Annotated in this window: 11 protein-coding genes, 3 rRNA genes and 1 pseudogene; 4 read left to right on the top strand and 11 right to left on the bottom strand. The window is 66.4% G+C overall.

Annotated elements, in window-relative coordinates; translation table 11 throughout:
• Window positions 1-14: 14 nt before the first annotated feature.
• Window positions 15-1,115 (bottom strand): HAD-IIA family hydrolase, encoded by a 1,101-nt coding sequence (locus AC3IX6_RS29695; protein ID WP_489366176.1) that lies wholly within the window; start codon window positions 1,113-1,115, stop codon window positions 15-17.
• Window positions 1,116-1,204: 89 nt separating this feature from the next.
• Between AC3IX6_RS29695 and AC3IX6_RS29690 the strand changes: the two genes are divergently transcribed.
• Window positions 1,205-2,476 carry a DUF1015 family protein gene (locus tag AC3IX6_RS29690; RefSeq protein WP_489366174.1) on the top strand — a complete coding sequence of 424 codons (1,272 nt, stop codon included), beginning with the start codon at window positions 1,205-1,207 and terminating at the stop codon, window positions 2,474-2,476.
• A gap of 84 nt (window positions 2,477-2,560) precedes the next feature.
• On the opposite strand, the gene AC3IX6_RS29685 is transcribed toward AC3IX6_RS29690, so the two are convergent.
• The 6 genes and pseudogenes from AC3IX6_RS29685 to AC3IX6_RS29660 all read right to left on the bottom strand — a co-directional run bounded on the left by AC3IX6_RS29685 (window position 2,561) and on the right by AC3IX6_RS29660 (window position 11,620).
• Window positions 2,561-3,412: a tetratricopeptide repeat protein gene (locus tag AC3IX6_RS29685; RefSeq protein ID WP_489371596.1), complete on the bottom strand. Its 852-nt coding sequence runs from the start codon at window positions 3,410-3,412 to the stop codon at window positions 2,561-2,563.
• Between the two features lie 168 nt (window positions 3,413-3,580).
• Window positions 3,581-5,104 (bottom strand): annotated as a pseudogene (locus tag AC3IX6_RS29680) (hypothetical protein); the annotation flags it as partial.
• A gap of 179 nt (window positions 5,105-5,283) precedes the next feature.
• Window positions 5,284-5,400: ribosomal RNA gene (rrf, locus tag AC3IX6_RS29675) — 5S ribosomal RNA — on the bottom strand.
• Window positions 5,401-5,507: 107 nt separating this feature from the next.
• Window positions 5,508-8,631: ribosomal RNA gene (locus AC3IX6_RS29670) — 23S ribosomal RNA — on the bottom strand.
• Window positions 8,632-8,914: 283 nt separating this feature from the next.
• Window positions 8,915-10,439, bottom strand: a 16S ribosomal RNA gene (locus AC3IX6_RS29665).
• The 16S, 23S and 5S rRNA genes sit together here, the layout of an rRNA operon.
• 539 nt (window positions 10,440-10,978) lie before the next feature.
• On the bottom strand, window positions 10,979-11,620 hold the full coding sequence (locus AC3IX6_RS29660) for a DNA-3-methyladenine glycosylase (RefSeq protein WP_489366173.1): 642 nt from the start codon (window positions 11,618-11,620) through the stop codon (window positions 10,979-10,981).
• 143 nt (window positions 11,621-11,763) lie between these two features.
• On the opposite strand from AC3IX6_RS29660, the gene AC3IX6_RS29655 reads away from it, so the two are divergent.
• The 3 genes from AC3IX6_RS29655 (at window position 11,764) to AC3IX6_RS29645 (ending at window position 13,827) form a co-directional block, all read left to right on the top strand.
• Complete coding sequence (locus AC3IX6_RS29655) at window positions 11,764-12,546, top strand: sporulation protein (protein ID WP_250742210.1); 783 nt, start codon at window positions 11,764-11,766, stop codon at window positions 12,544-12,546.
• A gap of 82 nt (window positions 12,547-12,628) precedes the next feature.
• Window positions 12,629-13,162: a YbhB/YbcL family Raf kinase inhibitor-like protein gene (locus AC3IX6_RS29650; RefSeq protein ID WP_489366171.1), complete on the top strand. Its 534-nt coding sequence runs from the start codon at window positions 12,629-12,631 to the stop codon at window positions 13,160-13,162.
• 161 nt (window positions 13,163-13,323) lie between these two features.
• Window positions 13,324-13,827, top strand: a complete 504-nt coding sequence (locus AC3IX6_RS29645) for an HNH endonuclease (protein WP_254387938.1) — start codon at window positions 13,324-13,326, stop codon at window positions 13,825-13,827.
• 79 nt (window positions 13,828-13,906) lie between these two features.
• On the opposite strand, the gene AC3IX6_RS29640 is transcribed toward AC3IX6_RS29645, so the two are convergent.
• From AC3IX6_RS29640 to AC3IX6_RS29625, 4 genes are all read right to left on the bottom strand, one after another.
• Window positions 13,907-14,677: a sulfite exporter TauE/SafE family protein gene (locus AC3IX6_RS29640; protein ID WP_489366169.1), complete on the bottom strand. Its 771-nt coding sequence runs from the start codon at window positions 14,675-14,677 to the stop codon at window positions 13,907-13,909.
• Window positions 14,678-14,767: 90 nt separating this feature from the next.
• Entirely contained in the window at window positions 14,768-15,763 is a 996-nt protein-coding gene (locus AC3IX6_RS29635; RefSeq protein WP_489366167.1) for an SPFH domain-containing protein, read from the bottom strand.
• 147 nt (window positions 15,764-15,910) lie between these two features.
• On the bottom strand, window positions 15,911-16,342 hold the full coding sequence (locus AC3IX6_RS29630) for an NfeD family protein (RefSeq protein ID WP_489366165.1): 432 nt from the start codon (window positions 16,340-16,342) through the stop codon (window positions 15,911-15,913).
• A 71-nt stretch (window positions 16,343-16,413) separates the two neighbouring features.
• A complete protein-coding gene (locus tag AC3IX6_RS29625; protein WP_327252042.1) occupies window positions 16,414-17,208 on the bottom strand; it encodes an ABC transporter ATP-binding protein in 795 nt (264 codons plus the stop codon).
• Window positions 17,209-17,345 lie beyond the last annotated feature (137 nt).

Below are 17,345 nucleotides of genomic sequence, written 5' to 3'. Positions count from 1 at the left end.
AGTCGCAGCCCGAGTTACAGCCCGAGCCTGGCCAGCGCCTTGCCCGCGTCCAGCCCGCACGAGCCGTCGCCCGCCGCGGTCCAGGCCGCCGCACACAGCGCCCGCAGCCCGTCCATCGCACCATCGGCACCGTCGGCGCTGCCAGCACTCTCAGCACCGGCGGAGCCATCGGCACCGTCCGCTCCGGCTTCCTCCCCGCGCAGCTCCAGTACGCCGTCCACCGCCACCGCGGTCCAGCCCCCGCAGCGGAAACCGCCCCCGGCCACCGGCACCACCTCCGGCTGCCCGGTCAGCAGCCCGCGCAGGTCCCGGTCCACGTACGTCGGCCGGTACTTCGGCTCGGCCCGCAGCAGCTGCGCCCCGTCCGTCACCCCGGTCAGCACCAGCAGCGAGTCCACGTCCCCGTTGAAGGCGCCCTCGATATCGGTGTCCAGCCGGTCCCCGACCACCAGCGGCCGCTTCGCCCCGGTCCGCAGCACGGTCTCGCGGTGCATCGGGGGCAGCGGCTTGCCCGCCACCTGCGGCTCCGCGCCCGTGGCGATCCGTACGACCTCCACGGCGGCCCCGTTGCCCGGCGCGATCCCCCGCGCCCCCGGAATCGTCAGATCGGTGTTCGAGGCGTACCACGGCACCCCGCGGTTGATCGCGTACGAGGCCTCCGCGAACCGCCCCCACGCCAGATCGGGCCCTCCGTACCCCTGGACCACCGCGGCGAGCCCCTCCTCCTCGGCGGACTCCACCGGCACCAGCCCGCGTTCGCGCAGCGCGACCCGCAGCCCCTCGCCGCCGATCACCAGCACCTTCGAACCGGGCGCCACCTGCTCGGAGATGAGCCGGGCCACCGCCTGCGCGGAGGTGATCACCTCGCCGGCCTCCGTCGGGATCCCCAGCTCGCTCAGGTGCTCGGCGACCGCGTCCGGGGTGCGCAGCGCGTTGTTCGTCACGTACGCCAGGTGCATCCCGTCGGCCCGGGCCGCGGCGAGCGAGTCCACGGCGTGCGCGATGGCCTCACCGCCCGCGTACACCACCCCGTCCAGGTCCAGCAGAGCCGTGTCGTACGCCTGGTGCAGACTCCGCTCACTGCCCGCGGGAAGGGTCCTGCTCTGCCGGGTCATGGGTGTCGGCTCCTCGTGCGATCGATCTTGTCCGGTTTCCGTACTCCCCCGATCATCCCGCATGCCGAGACGGGTCTTACGATTCACCAATGACCACATCTGGCACCGCGGACCACGGACTGCGCCTGATCCCGTTCCATGGCCTGCGCTATGTCCCCGAGCGCGTCGGCAGCCTGGCCGCCGTGACCTCGCCGCCGTACGACGTGGTCGTGCGCCCCGACGGACTCAACCACCTGGAGTCCGCCGACCCCCACAACATCGTCCGCCTGATCCTGCCGCAGGCCGACACCCCCGCCGCCCGCAACCAGCAGGCGGCGCACACGCTGCGCGACTGGCTCTCCGAGGGCATCCTCAGCGCCGATCCGGTGCCCGCGCTCTACGTCTACGAGCAGCGCCGGGGCGAGCTCCTCCAGCGCGGGGTCATCGGGGCCCTCGCCCTCTCCGCCGCCGACGCCGGGATCGTCCTCCCCCACGAGGACGTCATGCCCCACGTGGTCACCGACCGCGCCGGCCTCATGCGCGCCACCTCGGCCAATCTCGAGCCCCTCCTCCTGACGTACCTCGGCGAGGATCCGGCGGCGGGCGCGGCCGCGGTCGTCGAGCGCACCGCCCGCTCCACGCCGCTGTTCTCCACCACCACCGAGGACGGCTTCCAGCACCGGCTGTGGGCCGTCACGGACCCCGCCGACCTGGCGGCGATCACCGCCGACCTGGGCGACCGCCAGGCCCTCATCGCCGACGGCCACCACCGCTGGGCGACGTACCTGCGCCTCCAGGAGGAGCACGGCTCCCCCACCCCCTGGGACTTCGGCCTGGTCCTCCTCGTCGACACCGCCCGCTACCCGCTCCAGGTCCGCGCGATCCACCGGCTGCTCCGGCGCCTGGCCCCCGCCGACGCCCTGGCCGCCCTCGACGGCCGCTTCCGGGTCCGCACCGTCGACGGCCCGCTGCCGGCGGCCATGGCGGCCCTGGCCGAGGCCGCGGAGCTCGGCAACGCCTTCCTCCTCACCGGCGACGGCAGCTTCCACCTGGTCACCGACCCCGAGGCGGCCCTGATCGAGAGCACGGTCCGCGGCGACCGCCCCGAGGCCTGGCGCCGGCTGGACGCCACGGTGCTCCACGCGACCCTGCTGGACACGCTGTGGGCCGTCCCCGACTCCCCCGACCAGATCTCGTACATCCACGACACCGAGGCCACCGTCGAGATGGCGGAGCGCCTCGGCGGCACGGCCGTCCTGCTGCACCCCGTACGCGAGTCGGTCGTACGGGAACTGGCCCGCCAGGGCGTGACGATGCCCCGCAAGTCCACCTCCTTCGGCCCCAAGCCGGCCACCGGCCTGGTCCTGCGCAGCCTGGACTGACGGACGCCCGGACCCGGTCCGCGGACCCCGGACCACCAAAAAAGGGCGGTACCCCCATCGGGGGTACCGCCCTTCTCAGCTCACTCAGCCGTCGTCGCGGACTCCGGACTCGCGACGCCCGTCGTCCTGACGGTCGCCGTCCTCGTCCTCGTCGAGAACGACGATCTCGTCGGTGACGTCGACGTCGGCGTCACCTTCGTACTCGTCGTCGTCCTCGTCGTAGTACTCGGCCTGGTCGGAGGCGCGCTCGGCCGCAACGACCTCGGGGTCGTCGTCGTCCTCGTCGTCCTCTTCCTCTTCCTCGTCGTCGAACTCGTCCTCGACGTCCGCGTCCTCGACGTCCGAATCGTCGGCGTCCGAGTCGTCGGCGGAGGCGTCGACGAACTCGACACCGTCCAGCTCGGCGAGGCGGTCCGAGGCGTCCGTGGCCCCGTCCTTGTCGGCCTCGAGGGTCTTGGCGAACCACTCGCGCGCCTCGTCCTCACGACCGGCCGCCAGCAGGGCGTCGGCGTAGGCGTACCGCAGACGCGCGGTCCACGGCTGCACCGAGTTGGAGGCCAGCTCCGGGCTCTGCAGGGTCACGATGGCCGCGTCGAGCTGGTCCATGTCCCGGCGGGCGCCGGCCGCGACCAGTCGCATCTCGACCTGTCCGGCCTTGTCCAGCTTCTGCACCTCGGGCTCGCCGGCCATGGCCAGCGCCCGCTCCGGACGGCCGAGGCCGCGCTCGCAGTCGGCGATGACCGGCCACAGCTCGACCGAACCGGTCATCCGCTTGGCGGCGCGGAACTCCGCGATCGCCTCGGCGTACTTCTGGTTGGCGTACGCGGCGAAGCCGGCGGCCTCGCGCACGGCGGCGACACGGGAGGCCAGACGCAGGGCGATGCGCGAGTACGCGTACGCCTGCTCCGGGTCCTCGTCGATCAGCCGGGCCACCATGACCAGGTTCTTGGAGACTTCCTCGGCCAGGCCCTTGGGCAGGCTCAGCAGCTCCTGGCGAACGTCGGAGTCGATCTCGAAACCGGTGACGTCGTCGTCGATCGGAAGCCGCTTGACCGGGTCCCGGTCGGCACGGAAGTCACGGTCGCCACCACGGTCGTCCCGACCACGGAACCCACCGCGGTCGCCACCCCGGTCGTCACGACGCGGGTACGACGGACGGTCGCCGCCGCGGTCGTCACGGCCGCCACGGAACCCACCACGGTCGTCATCACGACGGGGGTACGAGGGACGGTCGCCACCGGAGGGACGGTCGTCACGACGCGGGTACGAGGGACGGTCGCCACCGGAGGGACGGTCATCGCGACGCGGGTACGAGGGACGGTCGCCGCGGTCGTTGCCACGGAAGCCGCCACCGGAGGGGCGGTCACCACGGTCGTCGCGGCGGAAGCCACCGCCGGCCGGGCGGTCGCCACCGGAGGGGCGGTCATCGCGACGCGGGTACGACGGACGGTCGCCACCGCGGTCGTCACGGCCGCCGCGGAACCCACCACGGTCGTCATCACGACGCGGGAAGGAGGGGCGGTCGCCGCGGTCGTTGCCGCGGAAGCCGCCACCGCCGGAGGGACGGTCGCCCCGGTCGTTGCCGCGGAAGCCACCACCGGTGGGGCGGTCGCCGCCACGGTCGTCACGACGCGGGTACGACGGGCGGTCGCCACCGGAGGGACGGTCATCGCGACGCGGGTACGACGGACGGTCGCCACCGCGGTCGTCACGGCCGCCACGGAACCCACCACGGTCGTCATCACGACGCGGGAACGAGGGACGGTCGCCACCGGAGGGACGGTCGTCACGACGCGGGTACGACGGACGGTCGCCCCGGTCGTTCCCACGGAAGCCACCACCGGAGGGACGGTCGCCACCCCGGTCATCGCGACGCGGGAAGGAGGGACGGTCGCCACCGCGGTCGTCACGGCCGCCGCGGAACCCACCACGGTCGTCATCACGACGCGGGTACGACGGACGGTCGCCACCGGAGGGACGGTCATCGCGACGCGGGTACGAGGGACGGTCGCCGCGGTCGTTGCCACGGAAGCCGCCACCGGAGGGGCGGTCACCACGGTCGTCGCGGCGGAAGCCACCGCCGGCCGGGCGGTCGCCACCGGAGGGGCGGTCATCGCGACGCGGGTACGACGGACGGTCGCCACCGCGGTCGTCACGGCCGCCGCGGAACCCACCACGGTCGTCATCACGACGCGGGAAGGAGGGGCGGTCACCACGGTCGTTGCCGCGGAAGCCGCCACCGCCGGAGGGACGGTCACCACGGTCGTTGCCACGGAAGCCACCACCGGTGGGACGGTCGCCGCCACGGTCGTCACGACGCGGGTACGACGGACGGTCGCCACCACCGGCCGGACGGCCGCCACGGTCGTCACGGCGGAAGCCGCCGCCGGCGGGACGGTCGCCACCACCGGAGGGACGGTCATCGCGACGCGGGTACGACGGACGGTCGCCACCGCCGGCCGGACGGCCGCCACGGTCGTCACGACGGAAGCCACCACCGGCGGGACGGTCGCCACCACGGTCGTCGCGACGGAACGGCGGACGGTCGCCGCCACGGTCGTCACGGCCCCCGCGGTAGCCGCCCCTGTCACCGCCGTCGTTGCGACGAGGCTCGCGCTCCGGACGATCGTCGGGAGAGTTGGACATGGGTGTGACTCCTGTCGTCGGGGTACCGCTAGTCATTCTCGCGCAACCAACCCATGGCCGCGCTTCGGCGTAAAGCTACGTAAAGCCAGGTAAAGCTCAGAAAAACAAAAAAGACCCCTGCTCCAGCGTTGAACGCTGGACCAGGGGTCCTTTGAAAAATTGTTCGGCGGTGTCCTACTCTCCCACAGGGTCCCCCCTGCAGTACCATCGGCGCTGAAAGGCTTAGCTTCCGGGTTCGGAATGTAACCGGGCGTTTCCCTAACGCTATGACCACCGAAACCCTAATCGGTTTCGAGCGAACAAGCACACTTTATAGTTATGTTCTAGCTCTAGAAACCAGCAACCGTTCGTTGCTTCAGAACTAACACAGTGGACGCGAGCAACTGAGGACAAGCCCTCGGCCTATTAGTACCAGTCAGCTCCACCCGTTACCGGGCTTCCACATCTGGCCTATCAACCCAGTCGTCTACTGGGAGCCTTACCCTCTCAAGGAGGTGGGAATACTCATCTTGAAGCAGGCTTCCCGCTTAGATGCTTTCAGCGGTTATCCCTCCCGAACGTAGCCAACCAGCCATGCCCTTGGCAGGACAACTGGCACACCAGAGGTTCGTCCGTCCCGGTCCTCTCGTACTAGGGACAGCCCTTCTCAATATTCCTACGCGCACAGCGGATAGGGACCGAACTGTCTCACGACGTTCTAAACCCAGCTCGCGTACCGCTTTAATGGGCGAACAGCCCAACCCTTGGGACCGACTCCAGCCCCAGGATGCGACGAGCCGACATCGAGGTGCCAAACCATCCCGTCGATATGGACTCTTGGGGAAGATCAGCCTGTTATCCCCGGGGTACCTTTTATCCGTTGAGCGACGGCGCTTCCACAAGCCACCGCCGGATCACTAGTCCCGACTTTCGTCCCTGCTCGACCCGTCGGTCTCACAGTCAAGCTCCCTTGTGCACTTACACTCAACACCTGATTGCCAACCAGGCTGAGGGAACCTTTGGGCGCCTCCGTTACTTTTTGGGAGGCAACCGCCCCAGTTAAACTACCCATCAGACACTGTCCCTGATCCGGATCACGGACCGAGGTTAGACATCCAGCACGACCAGAGTGGTATTTCAACGACGACTCCACAACCACTGGCGTGGCTGCTTCAAAGTCTCCCACCTATCCTACACAAGCCGAACCGAACACCAATATCAAACTATAGTAAAGGTCCCGGGGTCTTTCCGTCCTGCTGCGCGAAACGAGCATCTTTACTCGTAGTGCAATTTCACCGGGCCTATGGTTGAGACAGTCGAGAAGTCGTTACGCCATTCGTGCAGGTCGGAACTTACCCGACAAGGAATTTCGCTACCTTAGGATGGTTATAGTTACCACCGCCGTTTACTGGCGCTTAAGTTCTCAGCTTCGCCACACCGAAATGTGACTAACCGGTCCCCTTAACGTTCCAGCACCGGGCAGGCGTCAGTCCGTATACATCGCCTTACGGCTTCGCACGGACCTGTGTTTTTAGTAAACAGTCGCTTCTCGCTGGTCTCTGCGGCCACCCCCAGCTCACGGAGTAAATCCGATCACCAGTGATGGCCCCCCTTCTCCCGAAGTTACGGGGGCATTTTGCCGAGTTCCTTAACCATAGTTCACCCGAACGCCTCGGTATTCTCTACCTGACCACCTGAGTCGGTTTAGGGTACGGGCCGCCATGAAACTCGCTAGAGGCTTTTCTCGACAGCATAGGATCATCCACTTCACCACAATCGGCTCGGCATCAGGTCTCAGCCTTATATGAGGGACGGATTTGCCTACCCCTCGGCCTACACCCTTACCCCGGGACTACCACCGCCCGGGCTGGACTACCTTCCTGCGTCACCCCATCGCTTACCTACTACAAGTCTGGTTCGCCGGCTCCACCACTTTCCTTTCCCCGAAGGGTCCGGAACGGCTTCACGGGCTTAGCATCGCCTGATTCGATATTGGGCGTTTCAAAGCGGGTACCGGAATATCAACCGGTTGTCCATCGACTACGCCTGTCGGCCTCGCCTTAGGTCCCGACTTACCCTGGGCAGATCAGCTTGACCCAGGAACCCTTAGTCAATCGGCGCACACGTTTCTCACGTGTGTATCGCTACTCATGCCTGCATTCTCACTCGTGAACCGTCCACAACTAGCTTCCGCTGCTGCTTCACCCGGCACACGACGCTCCCCTACCCATCACAGCGGGCGTTGGCCCTATTGCTGCAATGACACGACTTCGGCGGTACGCTTGAGCCCCGCTACATTGTCGGCGCGGAATCACTTGACCAGTGAGCTATTACGCACTCTTTCAAGGGTGGCTGCTTCTAAGCCAACCTCCTGGTTGTCTCTGCGACTCCACATCCTTTCCCACTTAGCGTACGCTTAGGGGCCTTAGTCGATGCTCTGGGCTGTTTCCCTCTCGACCATGGAGCTTATCCCCCACAGTCTCACTGCCACGCTCTCACTTACCGGCATTCGGAGTTTGGCTAAGGTCAGTAACCCGGTAGGGCCCATCGCCTATCCAGTGCTCTACCTCCGGCAAGAAACACGTGACGCTGCACCTAAATGCATTTCGGGGAGAACCAGCTATCACGGAGTTTGATTGGCCTTTCACCCCTAACCACAGGTCATCCCCCAGGTTTTCAACCCTGGTGGGTTCGGTCCTCCACGAAGTCTTACCTCCGCTTCAACCTGCCCATGGCTAGATCACTCCGCTTCGGGTCTAGAGCGTGCAACTCAATCGCCCTATTCGGACTCGCTTTCGCTACGGCTTCCCCACACGGGTTAACCTCGCTACACACCGCTAACTCGCAGGCTCATTCTTCAAAAGGCACGCAGTCACGACTGTATGTGCAAGCACATACAGCGACGCTCCCACGGCTTGTAGGCACACGGTTTCAGGTACTATTTCACTCCGCTCCCGCGGTACTTTTCACCATTCCCTCACGGTACTATCCGCTATCGGTCACCAGGGAATATTTAGGCTTAGCGGGTGGTCCCGCCAGATTCACACGGGATTTCTCGGGCCCCGTGCTACTTGGGAGATTCTTAAGCAAGCCGCTGATGTTTCGTCTACGGGGGTCTTACCCTCTACGCCGGACCTTTCGCATGTCCTTCGACTACATCAACGGTTTTTGACTCGCCGACCGGCCGGCAGACCGATCAAAAGAATTCCCACAACCCCGCATGCGCAACCCCTGCCGGGTATCACACGCATACGGTTTGGCCTCATCCGGTTTCGCTCGCCACTACTCCCGGAATCACGGTTGTTTTCTCTTCCTGCGGGTACTGAGATGTTTCACTTCCCCGCGTTCCCTCCACACTGCCTATGTGTTCAGCAGTGGGTGACAGCCCATGACGACTGCCGGGTTTCCCCATTCGGACACCCCCGGATCAAAGCTCAGTTGGCAGCTCCCCGGGGCCTATCGCGGCCTCTCACGTCCTTCATCGGTTCCTGGTGCCAAGGCATCCACCGTGCGCCCTTAAAAACTTGGCCTACAGATGCTCGCGTCCACTGTGTAGTTCTCAAGCAACGACCAGTCACCCATCACCCTCATCCGAAGACGAAGTTCACTGGGGCCGGCATCGCGAAGATAAAGCCTTTCGGCCGTACCCTCAGATACCCAACAACGTGCCAAGCACGATCCCCGCCACTCTTACTGTTTTCCACGCCGAAGCAGTACTCACAGAAGGTTTTGGAAACCGTGCCAACTAATCAACGTTCCACCCTGAGCTGACCGTGCAGAACGTTTGTCTGCAATCGGTACTGTGCTCCTTAGAAAGGAGGTGATCCAGCCGCACCTTCCGGTACGGCTACCTTGTTACGACTTCGTCCCAATCGCCAGTCCCACCTTCGACAGCTCCCTCCCTTACGGGTTGGGCCACCGGCTTCGGGTGTTACCGACTTTCGTGACGTGACGGGCGGTGTGTACAAGGCCCGGGAACGTATTCACCGCAGCAATGCTGATCTGCGATTACTAGCAACTCCGACTTCATGGGGTCGAGTTGCAGACCCCAATCCGAACTGAGACCGGCTTTTTGAGATTCGCTCCACCTCACGGTATCGCAGCTCATTGTACCGGCCATTGTAGCACGTGTGCAGCCCAAGACATAAGGGGCATGATGACTTGACGTCGTCCCCACCTTCCTCCGAGTTGACCCCGGCGGTCTCCTGTGAGTCCCCATCACCCCGAAGGGCATGCTGGCAACACAGGACAAGGGTTGCGCTCGTTGCGGGACTTAACCCAACATCTCACGACACGAGCTGACGACAGCCATGCACCACCTGTATACCGACCACAAGGGGGGCACTATCTCTAATGCTTTCCGGTATATGTCAAGCCTTGGTAAGGTTCTTCGCGTTGCGTCGAATTAAGCCACATGCTCCGCTGCTTGTGCGGGCCCCCGTCAATTCCTTTGAGTTTTAGCCTTGCGGCCGTACTCCCCAGGCGGGGAACTTAATGCGTTAGCTGCGGCACCGACGACGTGGAATGTCGCCAACACCTAGTTCCCAACGTTTACGGCGTGGACTACCAGGGTATCTAATCCTGTTCGCTCCCCACGCTTTCGCTCCTCAGCGTCAGTAATGGCCCAGAGATCCGCCTTCGCCACCGGTGTTCCTCCTGATATCTGCGCATTTCACCGCTACACCAGGAATTCCGATCTCCCCTACCACACTCTAGCTAGCCCGTATCGAATGCAGACCCGAGGTTAAGCCTCGGGCTTTCACATCCGACGTGACAAGCCGCCTACGAGCTCTTTACGCCCAATAATTCCGGACAACGCTTGCGCCCTACGTATTACCGCGGCTGCTGGCACGTAGTTAGCCGGCGCTTCTTCTGCAGGTACCGTCACTTTCGCTTCTTCCCTGCTGAAAGAGGTTTACAACCCGAAGGCCGTCATCCCTCACGCGGCGTCGCTGCATCAGGCTTTCGCCCATTGTGCAATATTCCCCACTGCTGCCTCCCGTAGGAGTCTGGGCCGTGTCTCAGTCCCAGTGTGGCCGGTCGCCCTCTCAGGCCGGCTACCCGTCGTCGCCTTGGTGGGCCATTACCCCACCAACAAGCTGATAGGCCGCGGGCTCATCCTTCACCGCCGGAGCTTTTAACCCCCGCCCATGCAGGCAGGAGTGTTATCCGGTATTAGACCCCGTTTCCAGGGCTTGTCCCAGAGTGAAGGGCAGATTGCCCACGTGTTACTCACCCGTTCGCCACTAATCCACCCCGAAGGGCTTCATCGTTCGACTTGCATGTGTTAAGCACGCCGCCAGCGTTCGTCCTGAGCCAGGATCAAACTCTCCATGAATGTTTACCGGTTATCCGGTGCACACGCACTTAGAGCGGGACAGTCATGTCGGAATAAGACCGACCGTCCACTGCGTCCTCGCTGTGTAATTGCCTGCAAGTGTCAGGGCCGAAGCCGCGACCTCACAGGTCTTTTTCAAAGGAACCTCATCCACCGAAATGGACGGGGTATCAACTTTTTGGCGTTGATTTTTGGCACGCTGTTGAGTTCTCAAGGAGCGGACGCTTCCTTTGTTCCTGTTTCCAGGCCCTCCGGGCGCTTCCTTCGTTTCCAACTCTACCAGATCATTTCCGTTGTCGTTTCCGACTCTGGATTTGAATTCGGTGACCGTTGGAGGGTCTTTGCCTTTCGGCGCTCCACCACATTAGCGCTTATCCCGTGTGGCTCATAATCGGCCGTTCGAAATCGAATTCGGACATGCCGAATAAGACCCCGCCAGGGGTAAGTCGTAGGTAGTGGGTTGGCCGCTCTGGGGGTCTGCTGATAGCAGTGCCCCGTTCAAGCGGCTCGGGCTACGTTAGGCGTCCGCCCGCGCCGAGTCAAGTTGAGCGGCGGCGTGGCCCGTGGGCTCGGTACGGGCTCACCGTCGGGTCGTGGGTGATCCAGTAGCGGTACGGGTGGGCCGCGCCGGCGCCGCCCACTCCGGTGCGGGGGCCGTGGCTCCGCAGGTCCGGCGGCACGGGGGTGCCGGTCAGCAGGGACAAGGGGGAATCCGTACCGCTGCAGAGGTCCGTGCCGTCCAGGGAGCGGTCCACGGCCAGGGCGGTGGCCAGGCGAGCCGGACCTTTGGCCAGTTCCCGGTCGTTTCTGGCTGAAACTCGGCGTTTGCGGGCCAGCTCCGCGCCCACGGTGATCTCCCCCGCCCTGAGCAGGACACCGCTCGCGTGGCCCGGCGGGCCGCAGACCAGGTTGAGGCTGAACCACATGCCGTAGATGAAGTAGACGTACGCGTGTCCGGGTGGACCGAACATCGACGCGTTGCGCGCCGTCCGGCCGCGGTAGGCGTGGGAGCCCGGGTCGGCTTCCCCCTCGTACGCCTCCACCTCCGTGATGCGCAGCTCCATGGGGCCGTCCGGGGTACGGCGGACCAGGGTGCGGCCGAGGAGGTCCGGGGCCACGGTGAGGACCGGGCGGTCGAAGAAGGACCGGAGCAGGGGCGTACGGTCGGGGCGCGCGCTCATCCGGTCGAGCGTAGTGGACTGCGTACTCCTGCAACCGGGGCCTAAGGTTCCGCGTTTGTAGGGGTAGTACCGCGCGCAGTGGCGCGCGTCCTGTCGAGCAGGACTTTTTCGAGCACGTCGTAGTCGTATAGGGGAGTCAGAGCATGGGGTTCAGGAAGCTGTTCGCGAGCCTGGGTGCCGGTGGTGCTTCGGTCGACACCGTCATCACCGAGCCGAACGTCGTGCCGGGCGGGATCGTCCAGGGCGAGGTACGGATCCAGGGCGGGTCCGTGGAGCAGCAGATCGAGGGGCTGTCCGTCGGTCTCCAGGCGCGGGTGGAGGTGGAGGGCAACGACCAGGAGTACAAGCAGGACGTGGTCTTCACCAAGCAGCGTCTCGGTGGTGCCTTCCAGGTGCAGGCGGGCGCTCTGCACGTGGTGCCGTTCGGGCTGGAGATCCCCTGGGAGACGCCGATCACCCACTTCGGGGGGCGTCAGCTGCACGGGATGAACATCGGGGTCAGCACGGAGCTGGAGATCGCGCGCGCGGTGGACGCCGGCGACCTCGACGCGATCAACGTGCACCCGGTGCCGGCGCAGCAGGCGATCCTCGACGCCTTCGCCCAGCTGGGCTTCACCTTCCGCAGTGCGGACATGGAGCGCGGGCACATCCGGGGGACGCGCCAGACGCTGCCCTTCTACCAGGAGATCGAGTTCCTGCCGCCGTCGCAGTACCGGGGGCTGAACCAGGTCGAGCTGACCTTCGTCTCCGACGGGCGCGAGATGGACGTCGTCCTGGAGATGGACAAGAAGCCGGGCCTGTTCAGCGAGGGCAGCGACACCTTCCGCTGCTTCCAGGTGGGGCTGCAGTCCTACCAGGGCACCGACTGGGCGGCCTACCTGAACCAGTGGATCTCGTCGGTGGGTTCGCAGCGCAACTGGTTCTGAGCGGATCTAGGCTCGGTGCCGGTACAGCGACCGGTGTACAGGTAACGGTCAGCGTCGACTCGATCCAGTAGGAGGTTCCGCAGTGGCCGAGCAGAGCAGGGCGCCGCTCCCCCACGCTTTCCATCCGGCGGTGCACGCGTTCACCGTGAGCAGTGCGGACCTGGAGCCCGGGGCCGATCTGGGGTCCGCCCAGGTGCTGTCCGGTGGGAACGTCTCGCCGCAGTTGCGGTGGGAGGGATTCCCGGAGGGGACGAAGAGCTTCGCCGTGACGTGCTTCGACCCGGACGCTCCGACGGGGAGCGGATTCTGGCACTGGGTGCTCTTCGACCTGCCGGTCTCGGTCACCGAGCTGCCGGCCGGGGCGGGCAGCGGGAAGTTCGAGGGGCTGCCCGCCGGGGCCGTGCACGTGCGCAACGACTACGGCACGCAGGACTTCGGCGGGGCGGCTCCGCCGGCCGGGGAGCGGCACCGGTACGTGTTCACCGTGTACGCGGTGGACGAGGAGAAGCTCGGTCCCGGCGCGGACGTTTCGCCGGCCGTCGTCGGGTTCAATCTGCGGTTCCACACGCTGGGGCGTGCGCAGCTCATCGGTGAGTACGAGGCTCCCGCGGGCTGAGCGTTCCGCCCTTCGTTCTCCGAGCGTTAGCCCGGTCCTGGTCTAAAGACGACCAGGACCGGGCATTTTTATTGCGTTGTCCCGCGTGGCGCGCGCGACCAGAGTGGTTGCGGGCCTTGCCGCCAGGGTGGTCGCGGGCCTGCACACGGGAGGTGGGCGAGATGCGGGACACGCTGGTGCTGAACGCGAGCTTCGAGCCGCTGTCGACGGTGACGATGAACCGGGCTGTGGTCTTGGTGCTCCAGGACAAGGCCGTGGTCGAACAGGCGCATCCCGAGTTCCGTGTGCGCGCGGCCACGATGGAGCTTCCGTTGCCGCGGGTGATCAGACTCTGCAGGTACGTCCGGGTGCCCTTCCGGAGACATGCTCCCTGGTCACGGAGGGGGGTGTTGATCCGGGACCAACACCGGTGCGCGTACTGCGGGAAGCGCGCGACGACCGTGGACCACGTGCTTCCGCGGGCTCAGGGCGGTGGGGACACCTGGCTGAACACGGTGGCCTCCTGCTCCGAGGACAACCACCGCAAGGCGGCCCGGACTCCGGAGGAGGCGGGGATGCCGCTCCTCCGCAAGCCCTTCGTTCCCTCGCCGGCCGACGCCATGCTGCTCGCGCTGGGGGTGGGCGGGCGGGAGGCGCTGCCGGAGTGGCTGGAGCGTTCCGCGTAGGGCTGCCTGTGATCGCGTAGGGCGGGATCGTCCCGCTGGATAGACGGCTGCGCTGGGCGACGTACGTTTTCTACGTCGCTCAGCGGAGCAGCAACTGGACGATCGCGAGGATCCCGACGGTCACGATGACAGCGCGCAGGACGGTGGGCGGCAGTCGGCGGCCGACTTTGGCGCCGAGCTGGCCGCCGATGGTGGAGCCGACGGCGATGAGCAGGACGGCCGTCCAGTCGAACTCGGCGACGAAGAGGAAGAAGACGGCCGCGATGCCGTTGACCATCGCCGCGACGACGTTCTTCACGGCGTTGATCCGCTGGAGGTCCTCGCGGAGGAGCAGGCCCATCAGGCCGACGTAGAGCACGCCCTGGGCGGCGCCGAAGTAGCCCCCGTACGCGCTGGAGAGCAGCATGCCCGACAGCAGGAGCGGGCCCCCGTCGGGGTGGCCGGTGTCGCCGCCCGCTGCCTCCTGGCGCCTGCGCAGGGCGGCGGCGAGCCGGGGCTGGAAGACGACGAGCACGAGGGCCAGGCCGATCAGGACGGGCACGATCGTGTCGAAGGAGTCCGACGGCAGGGTGAGGAGCAGGATCGCGCCGGCGAGTCCGCCGACGAGGGAGACGGCGCCGAGCCTGATGATGCGGGCGCGCTGGCCCTGGAGTTCCTTGCGGTAGCCGATGGCTCCGCTGATGGAACCGGGTACGAGCCCCAGGGTGTTGGAGACGTTGGCGGTGACCGGCGGCAGGCCGGTGGCCAGCAGCACCGGGAAGGTGATCAGGGTGCCGGAACCGACGATGGTGTTGATGGTGCCGGCGCCGATGCCGGCCGCGAAGACCGCGAGTGATTCCCAGATGGACATGGGCGGGGTCGTCCCCTTTGCATGAGTGAGTCGCCTCCCCGCCATGAAGGTCGGGGGGCCTCACTGATCATGCCGGAGGGGGCGGCCCCTTCAGTCGATCGGGGGCTGCTCCCGGCGTTCCGCGGCGTCCTTGTCGCGGGCGGCGGGGATCCCGCCGGTGCCGCCGCCGTCCTTGCCGACATTCTGCGGGTTGAAGCCGGACGCGGCTCCCATCGGGCCGAAGTTGCCCATCGCTCCGGAGAGTCCCTTGAGGGCGTCGCCGATCTCGCTCGGGACGATCCAGAGCTTGTTGGCGTCGCCTTCGGCGAGTTTCGGGAGCATCTGGAGGTACTGGTAGGCGAGCAGCTTCTGGTCGGCGTCGCCGGCGTGGATGGACTCGAAGACCGTACGGATGGCCTGGGCCTCGCCCTCGGCGCGCAGGGCCGCGGCCTTGGCGTCACCTTCGGCGCGCAGGATGGAGGACTGCTTCTCACCCTCGGCGCGCAGGATCTCGGACTGGCGGACACCTTCGGCCTGGAGGATCGCGGCGCGCTTGTCGCGGTCGGCGCGCATCTGCTTCTCCATCGAGTCCTGGATGGAGGTCGGCGGCTCGATGGCCTTCAGCTCGACGCGGTTGACGCGGATGCCCCACTTGCCGGTGGCCTCGTCGAGGACTCCGCGCAGGGCCGCGTTGATCTCCTCGCGGGAGGTCAGGGTCCGCTCCAGGTCCATGCCGCCGATGATGTTGCGGAGCGTGGTGACGGTGAGCTGCTCGATGGCCTGGATGTAGCTGGCCACCTCGTACGTCGCGGCGCGGGCGTCGGTCACCTGGTAGTAGATGACGGTGTCGATGTTGACGACCAGGTTGTCCTGGGTGATGACGGGCTGCGGCGGGAAGGGGACGACCTGCTCGCGGAGGTCGATCCGGTTGCGGATCGAGTCGATGAAGGGGACGACGATGTTGAGGCCCGCGTTGAGGGTGCGGGTGTAGCGGCCGAATCGCTCGACGATGGCGGCGCTGGCCTGCGGGATCACCTGGATCGTCTTGACCAGTGCGATGAAGACCAGAACCACCAGAATGATCAGAACGATGATGATCGGTTGCATGCGGTTCCCCGTGCCCTTCCGGCTGTCTGTGCTGCCCCGTTCAGCGGAGTCTCGCAGACCCCGGGGCCGCGGGTCGGCTGCTTGCCCACATGTGCTCGCACACAGGCGAGTTGCTCACGTGCTGGTTCGTCACATCCTGCCGGTCCGTCACATGACGACGGCGGTCGCCCCGTCGATCTCCACGACGTCGACGGACTGACCCGGTTCGAAGGTGATGTCCGCGTCCAGGGAGCGCGCCGACCAGATCTCGCCGGCGAGCTTGATCCGGCCGCCGCCGCTCGCGTCCACGCGTTCCAGGACGACGGCGCTCCGCCCCCTCAACGCGTCGATGCCGCTGCGGTGTTGGGGTTTCTGGTTGCGGTGCCGGTTGGCGATCGGGCGGACGACCGCGAGGAGCGCGACCGACACGGCCACGAAGACCAGGACTTGGGCGACCACTCCCCCGCCGAGGGCCGCCGTGACGGCGGCCGCGACCGCTCCGGCGGCGAACATGCCGAACTCGGGCATCGCGGTCAGGACGAGGGGGATGCCCAGTCCGACCGCGCCTATGAGCCACCACACCCACGCGTCGATGTCCACAGGGTCATGGTAGGTCGGTGGGCACGGTCCGGACAGGGTGCGGGAGGCCCGGCTGGGGCCCGTGGGCGCGACTACCGCAGGGGCAGGCCCTGGGCGGTCCAGCGGTCGCTGTCGTTGCGCTCGACGACGAGCGGCAGGCCGAAGCAGAGGGAGAGGTTGCGGGAGGTCAGTTCGAGGTCGATGGGTCCGGCCGCGACCACCTTGCCCTGACGGATCATCAGGACGTGGGTGAAGCCGGGGGCGATCTCCTCGACGTGGTGCGTGACCATGATCATCGACGGGGCGAGCGGGTCGCGGGCGAGCCGGCCGAGGCGTCGTACGAGGTCTTCGCGGCCGCCGAGGTCGAGACCCGCGGCGGGCTCGTCGAGCAGCAGCAGCTCGGGGTCGGTCATCAGCGCACGGGCGATCAGGGTGCGCTTGCGCTCGCCCTCGGAGAGGGTGCCGAACTTCCGGTCGAGGTAGGGCGTCATGCCGAGGCGGTCGAGGAAGGCGCGGGCGCGCTGCTCGTCGATCTCCTCGTACTCCTCCTGCCAGGTGGCCGTCATGCCGTACGCGGCGGTGAGGACGGTCTCCAGGACGGTCTGGCGCCTGGGCAGCTTGTCGGCCATCGCGATGCCGGCCATGCCGATGCGGGGGCGCAGCTCGAAGACGTCCACCTTGCCGAGGGTGCTGCCGAGGATGGTGGCGGAACCCTTGGTGGGGAAGAGGTAGCTGGAGGCGAGGTTCAGCAGTGTGGTCTTGCCGGCGCCGTTGGGGCCGAGGATCACCCAGCGCTCCCCCTCCTTGACCGACCAGGAGACCTGGTCCACCAGAGCCCGGCCCTCGCGGACCACGGATACGTCCACCAGCTCCAGAACATCGCTCATGAGCGTGTTGTCTCCCCTTGCAGTCTCGGTTCGTCTGTGCGCCGCCCCGTGTCGGTGGGCGCAGCCCCAGGGGAAAACCTACGCCACTCGGGGAGGGCTCCGGGCGCGGGCCCGGGTCCGGGGGGCCGTCCGTAAAG

Source organism: Streptomyces sp. GL_141, assembly GCF_057834385.1.
Note: the sequence above shows the minus strand (reverse complement) of the source record. Positions and strands in the feature narration are given on the sequence as shown.

Coding starts and splice junctions, on each gene's coding strand:
- AC3IX6_RS29625 (WP_327252042.1), bottom strand. CDS start 17,208: ATGAGCGATGTTCTGGAGCTGGTGGACGTATCCGTGGTCCGCGAGGGC.
- AC3IX6_RS29655 (WP_250742210.1), top strand. CDS start 11,764: ATGGGGTTCAGGAAGCTGTTCGCGAGCCTGGGTGCCGGTGGTGCTTCG.
- AC3IX6_RS29640 (WP_489366169.1), bottom strand. CDS start 14,677: ATGTCCATCTGGGAATCACTCGCGGTCTTCGCGGCCGGCATCGGCGCC.
- AC3IX6_RS29660 (WP_489366173.1), bottom strand. CDS start 11,620: ATGAGCGCGCGCCCCGACCGTACGCCCCTGCTCCGGTCCTTCTTCGAC.
- AC3IX6_RS29635 (WP_489366167.1), bottom strand. CDS start 15,763: ATGCAACCGATCATCATCGTTCTGATCATTCTGGTGGTTCTGGTCTTC.
- AC3IX6_RS29690 (WP_489366174.1), top strand. CDS start 1,205: ATGACCACATCTGGCACCGCGGACCACGGACTGCGCCTGATCCCGTTC.
- AC3IX6_RS29685 (WP_489371596.1), bottom strand. CDS start 3,412: ATGGTGGCCCGGCTGATCGACGAGGACCCGGAGCAGGCGTACGCGTAC.
- AC3IX6_RS29645 (WP_254387938.1), top strand. CDS start 13,324: ATGCGGGACACGCTGGTGCTGAACGCGAGCTTCGAGCCGCTGTCGACG.
- AC3IX6_RS29695 (WP_489366176.1), bottom strand. CDS start 1,115: ATGACCCGGCAGAGCAGGACCCTTCCCGCGGGCAGTGAGCGGAGTCTG.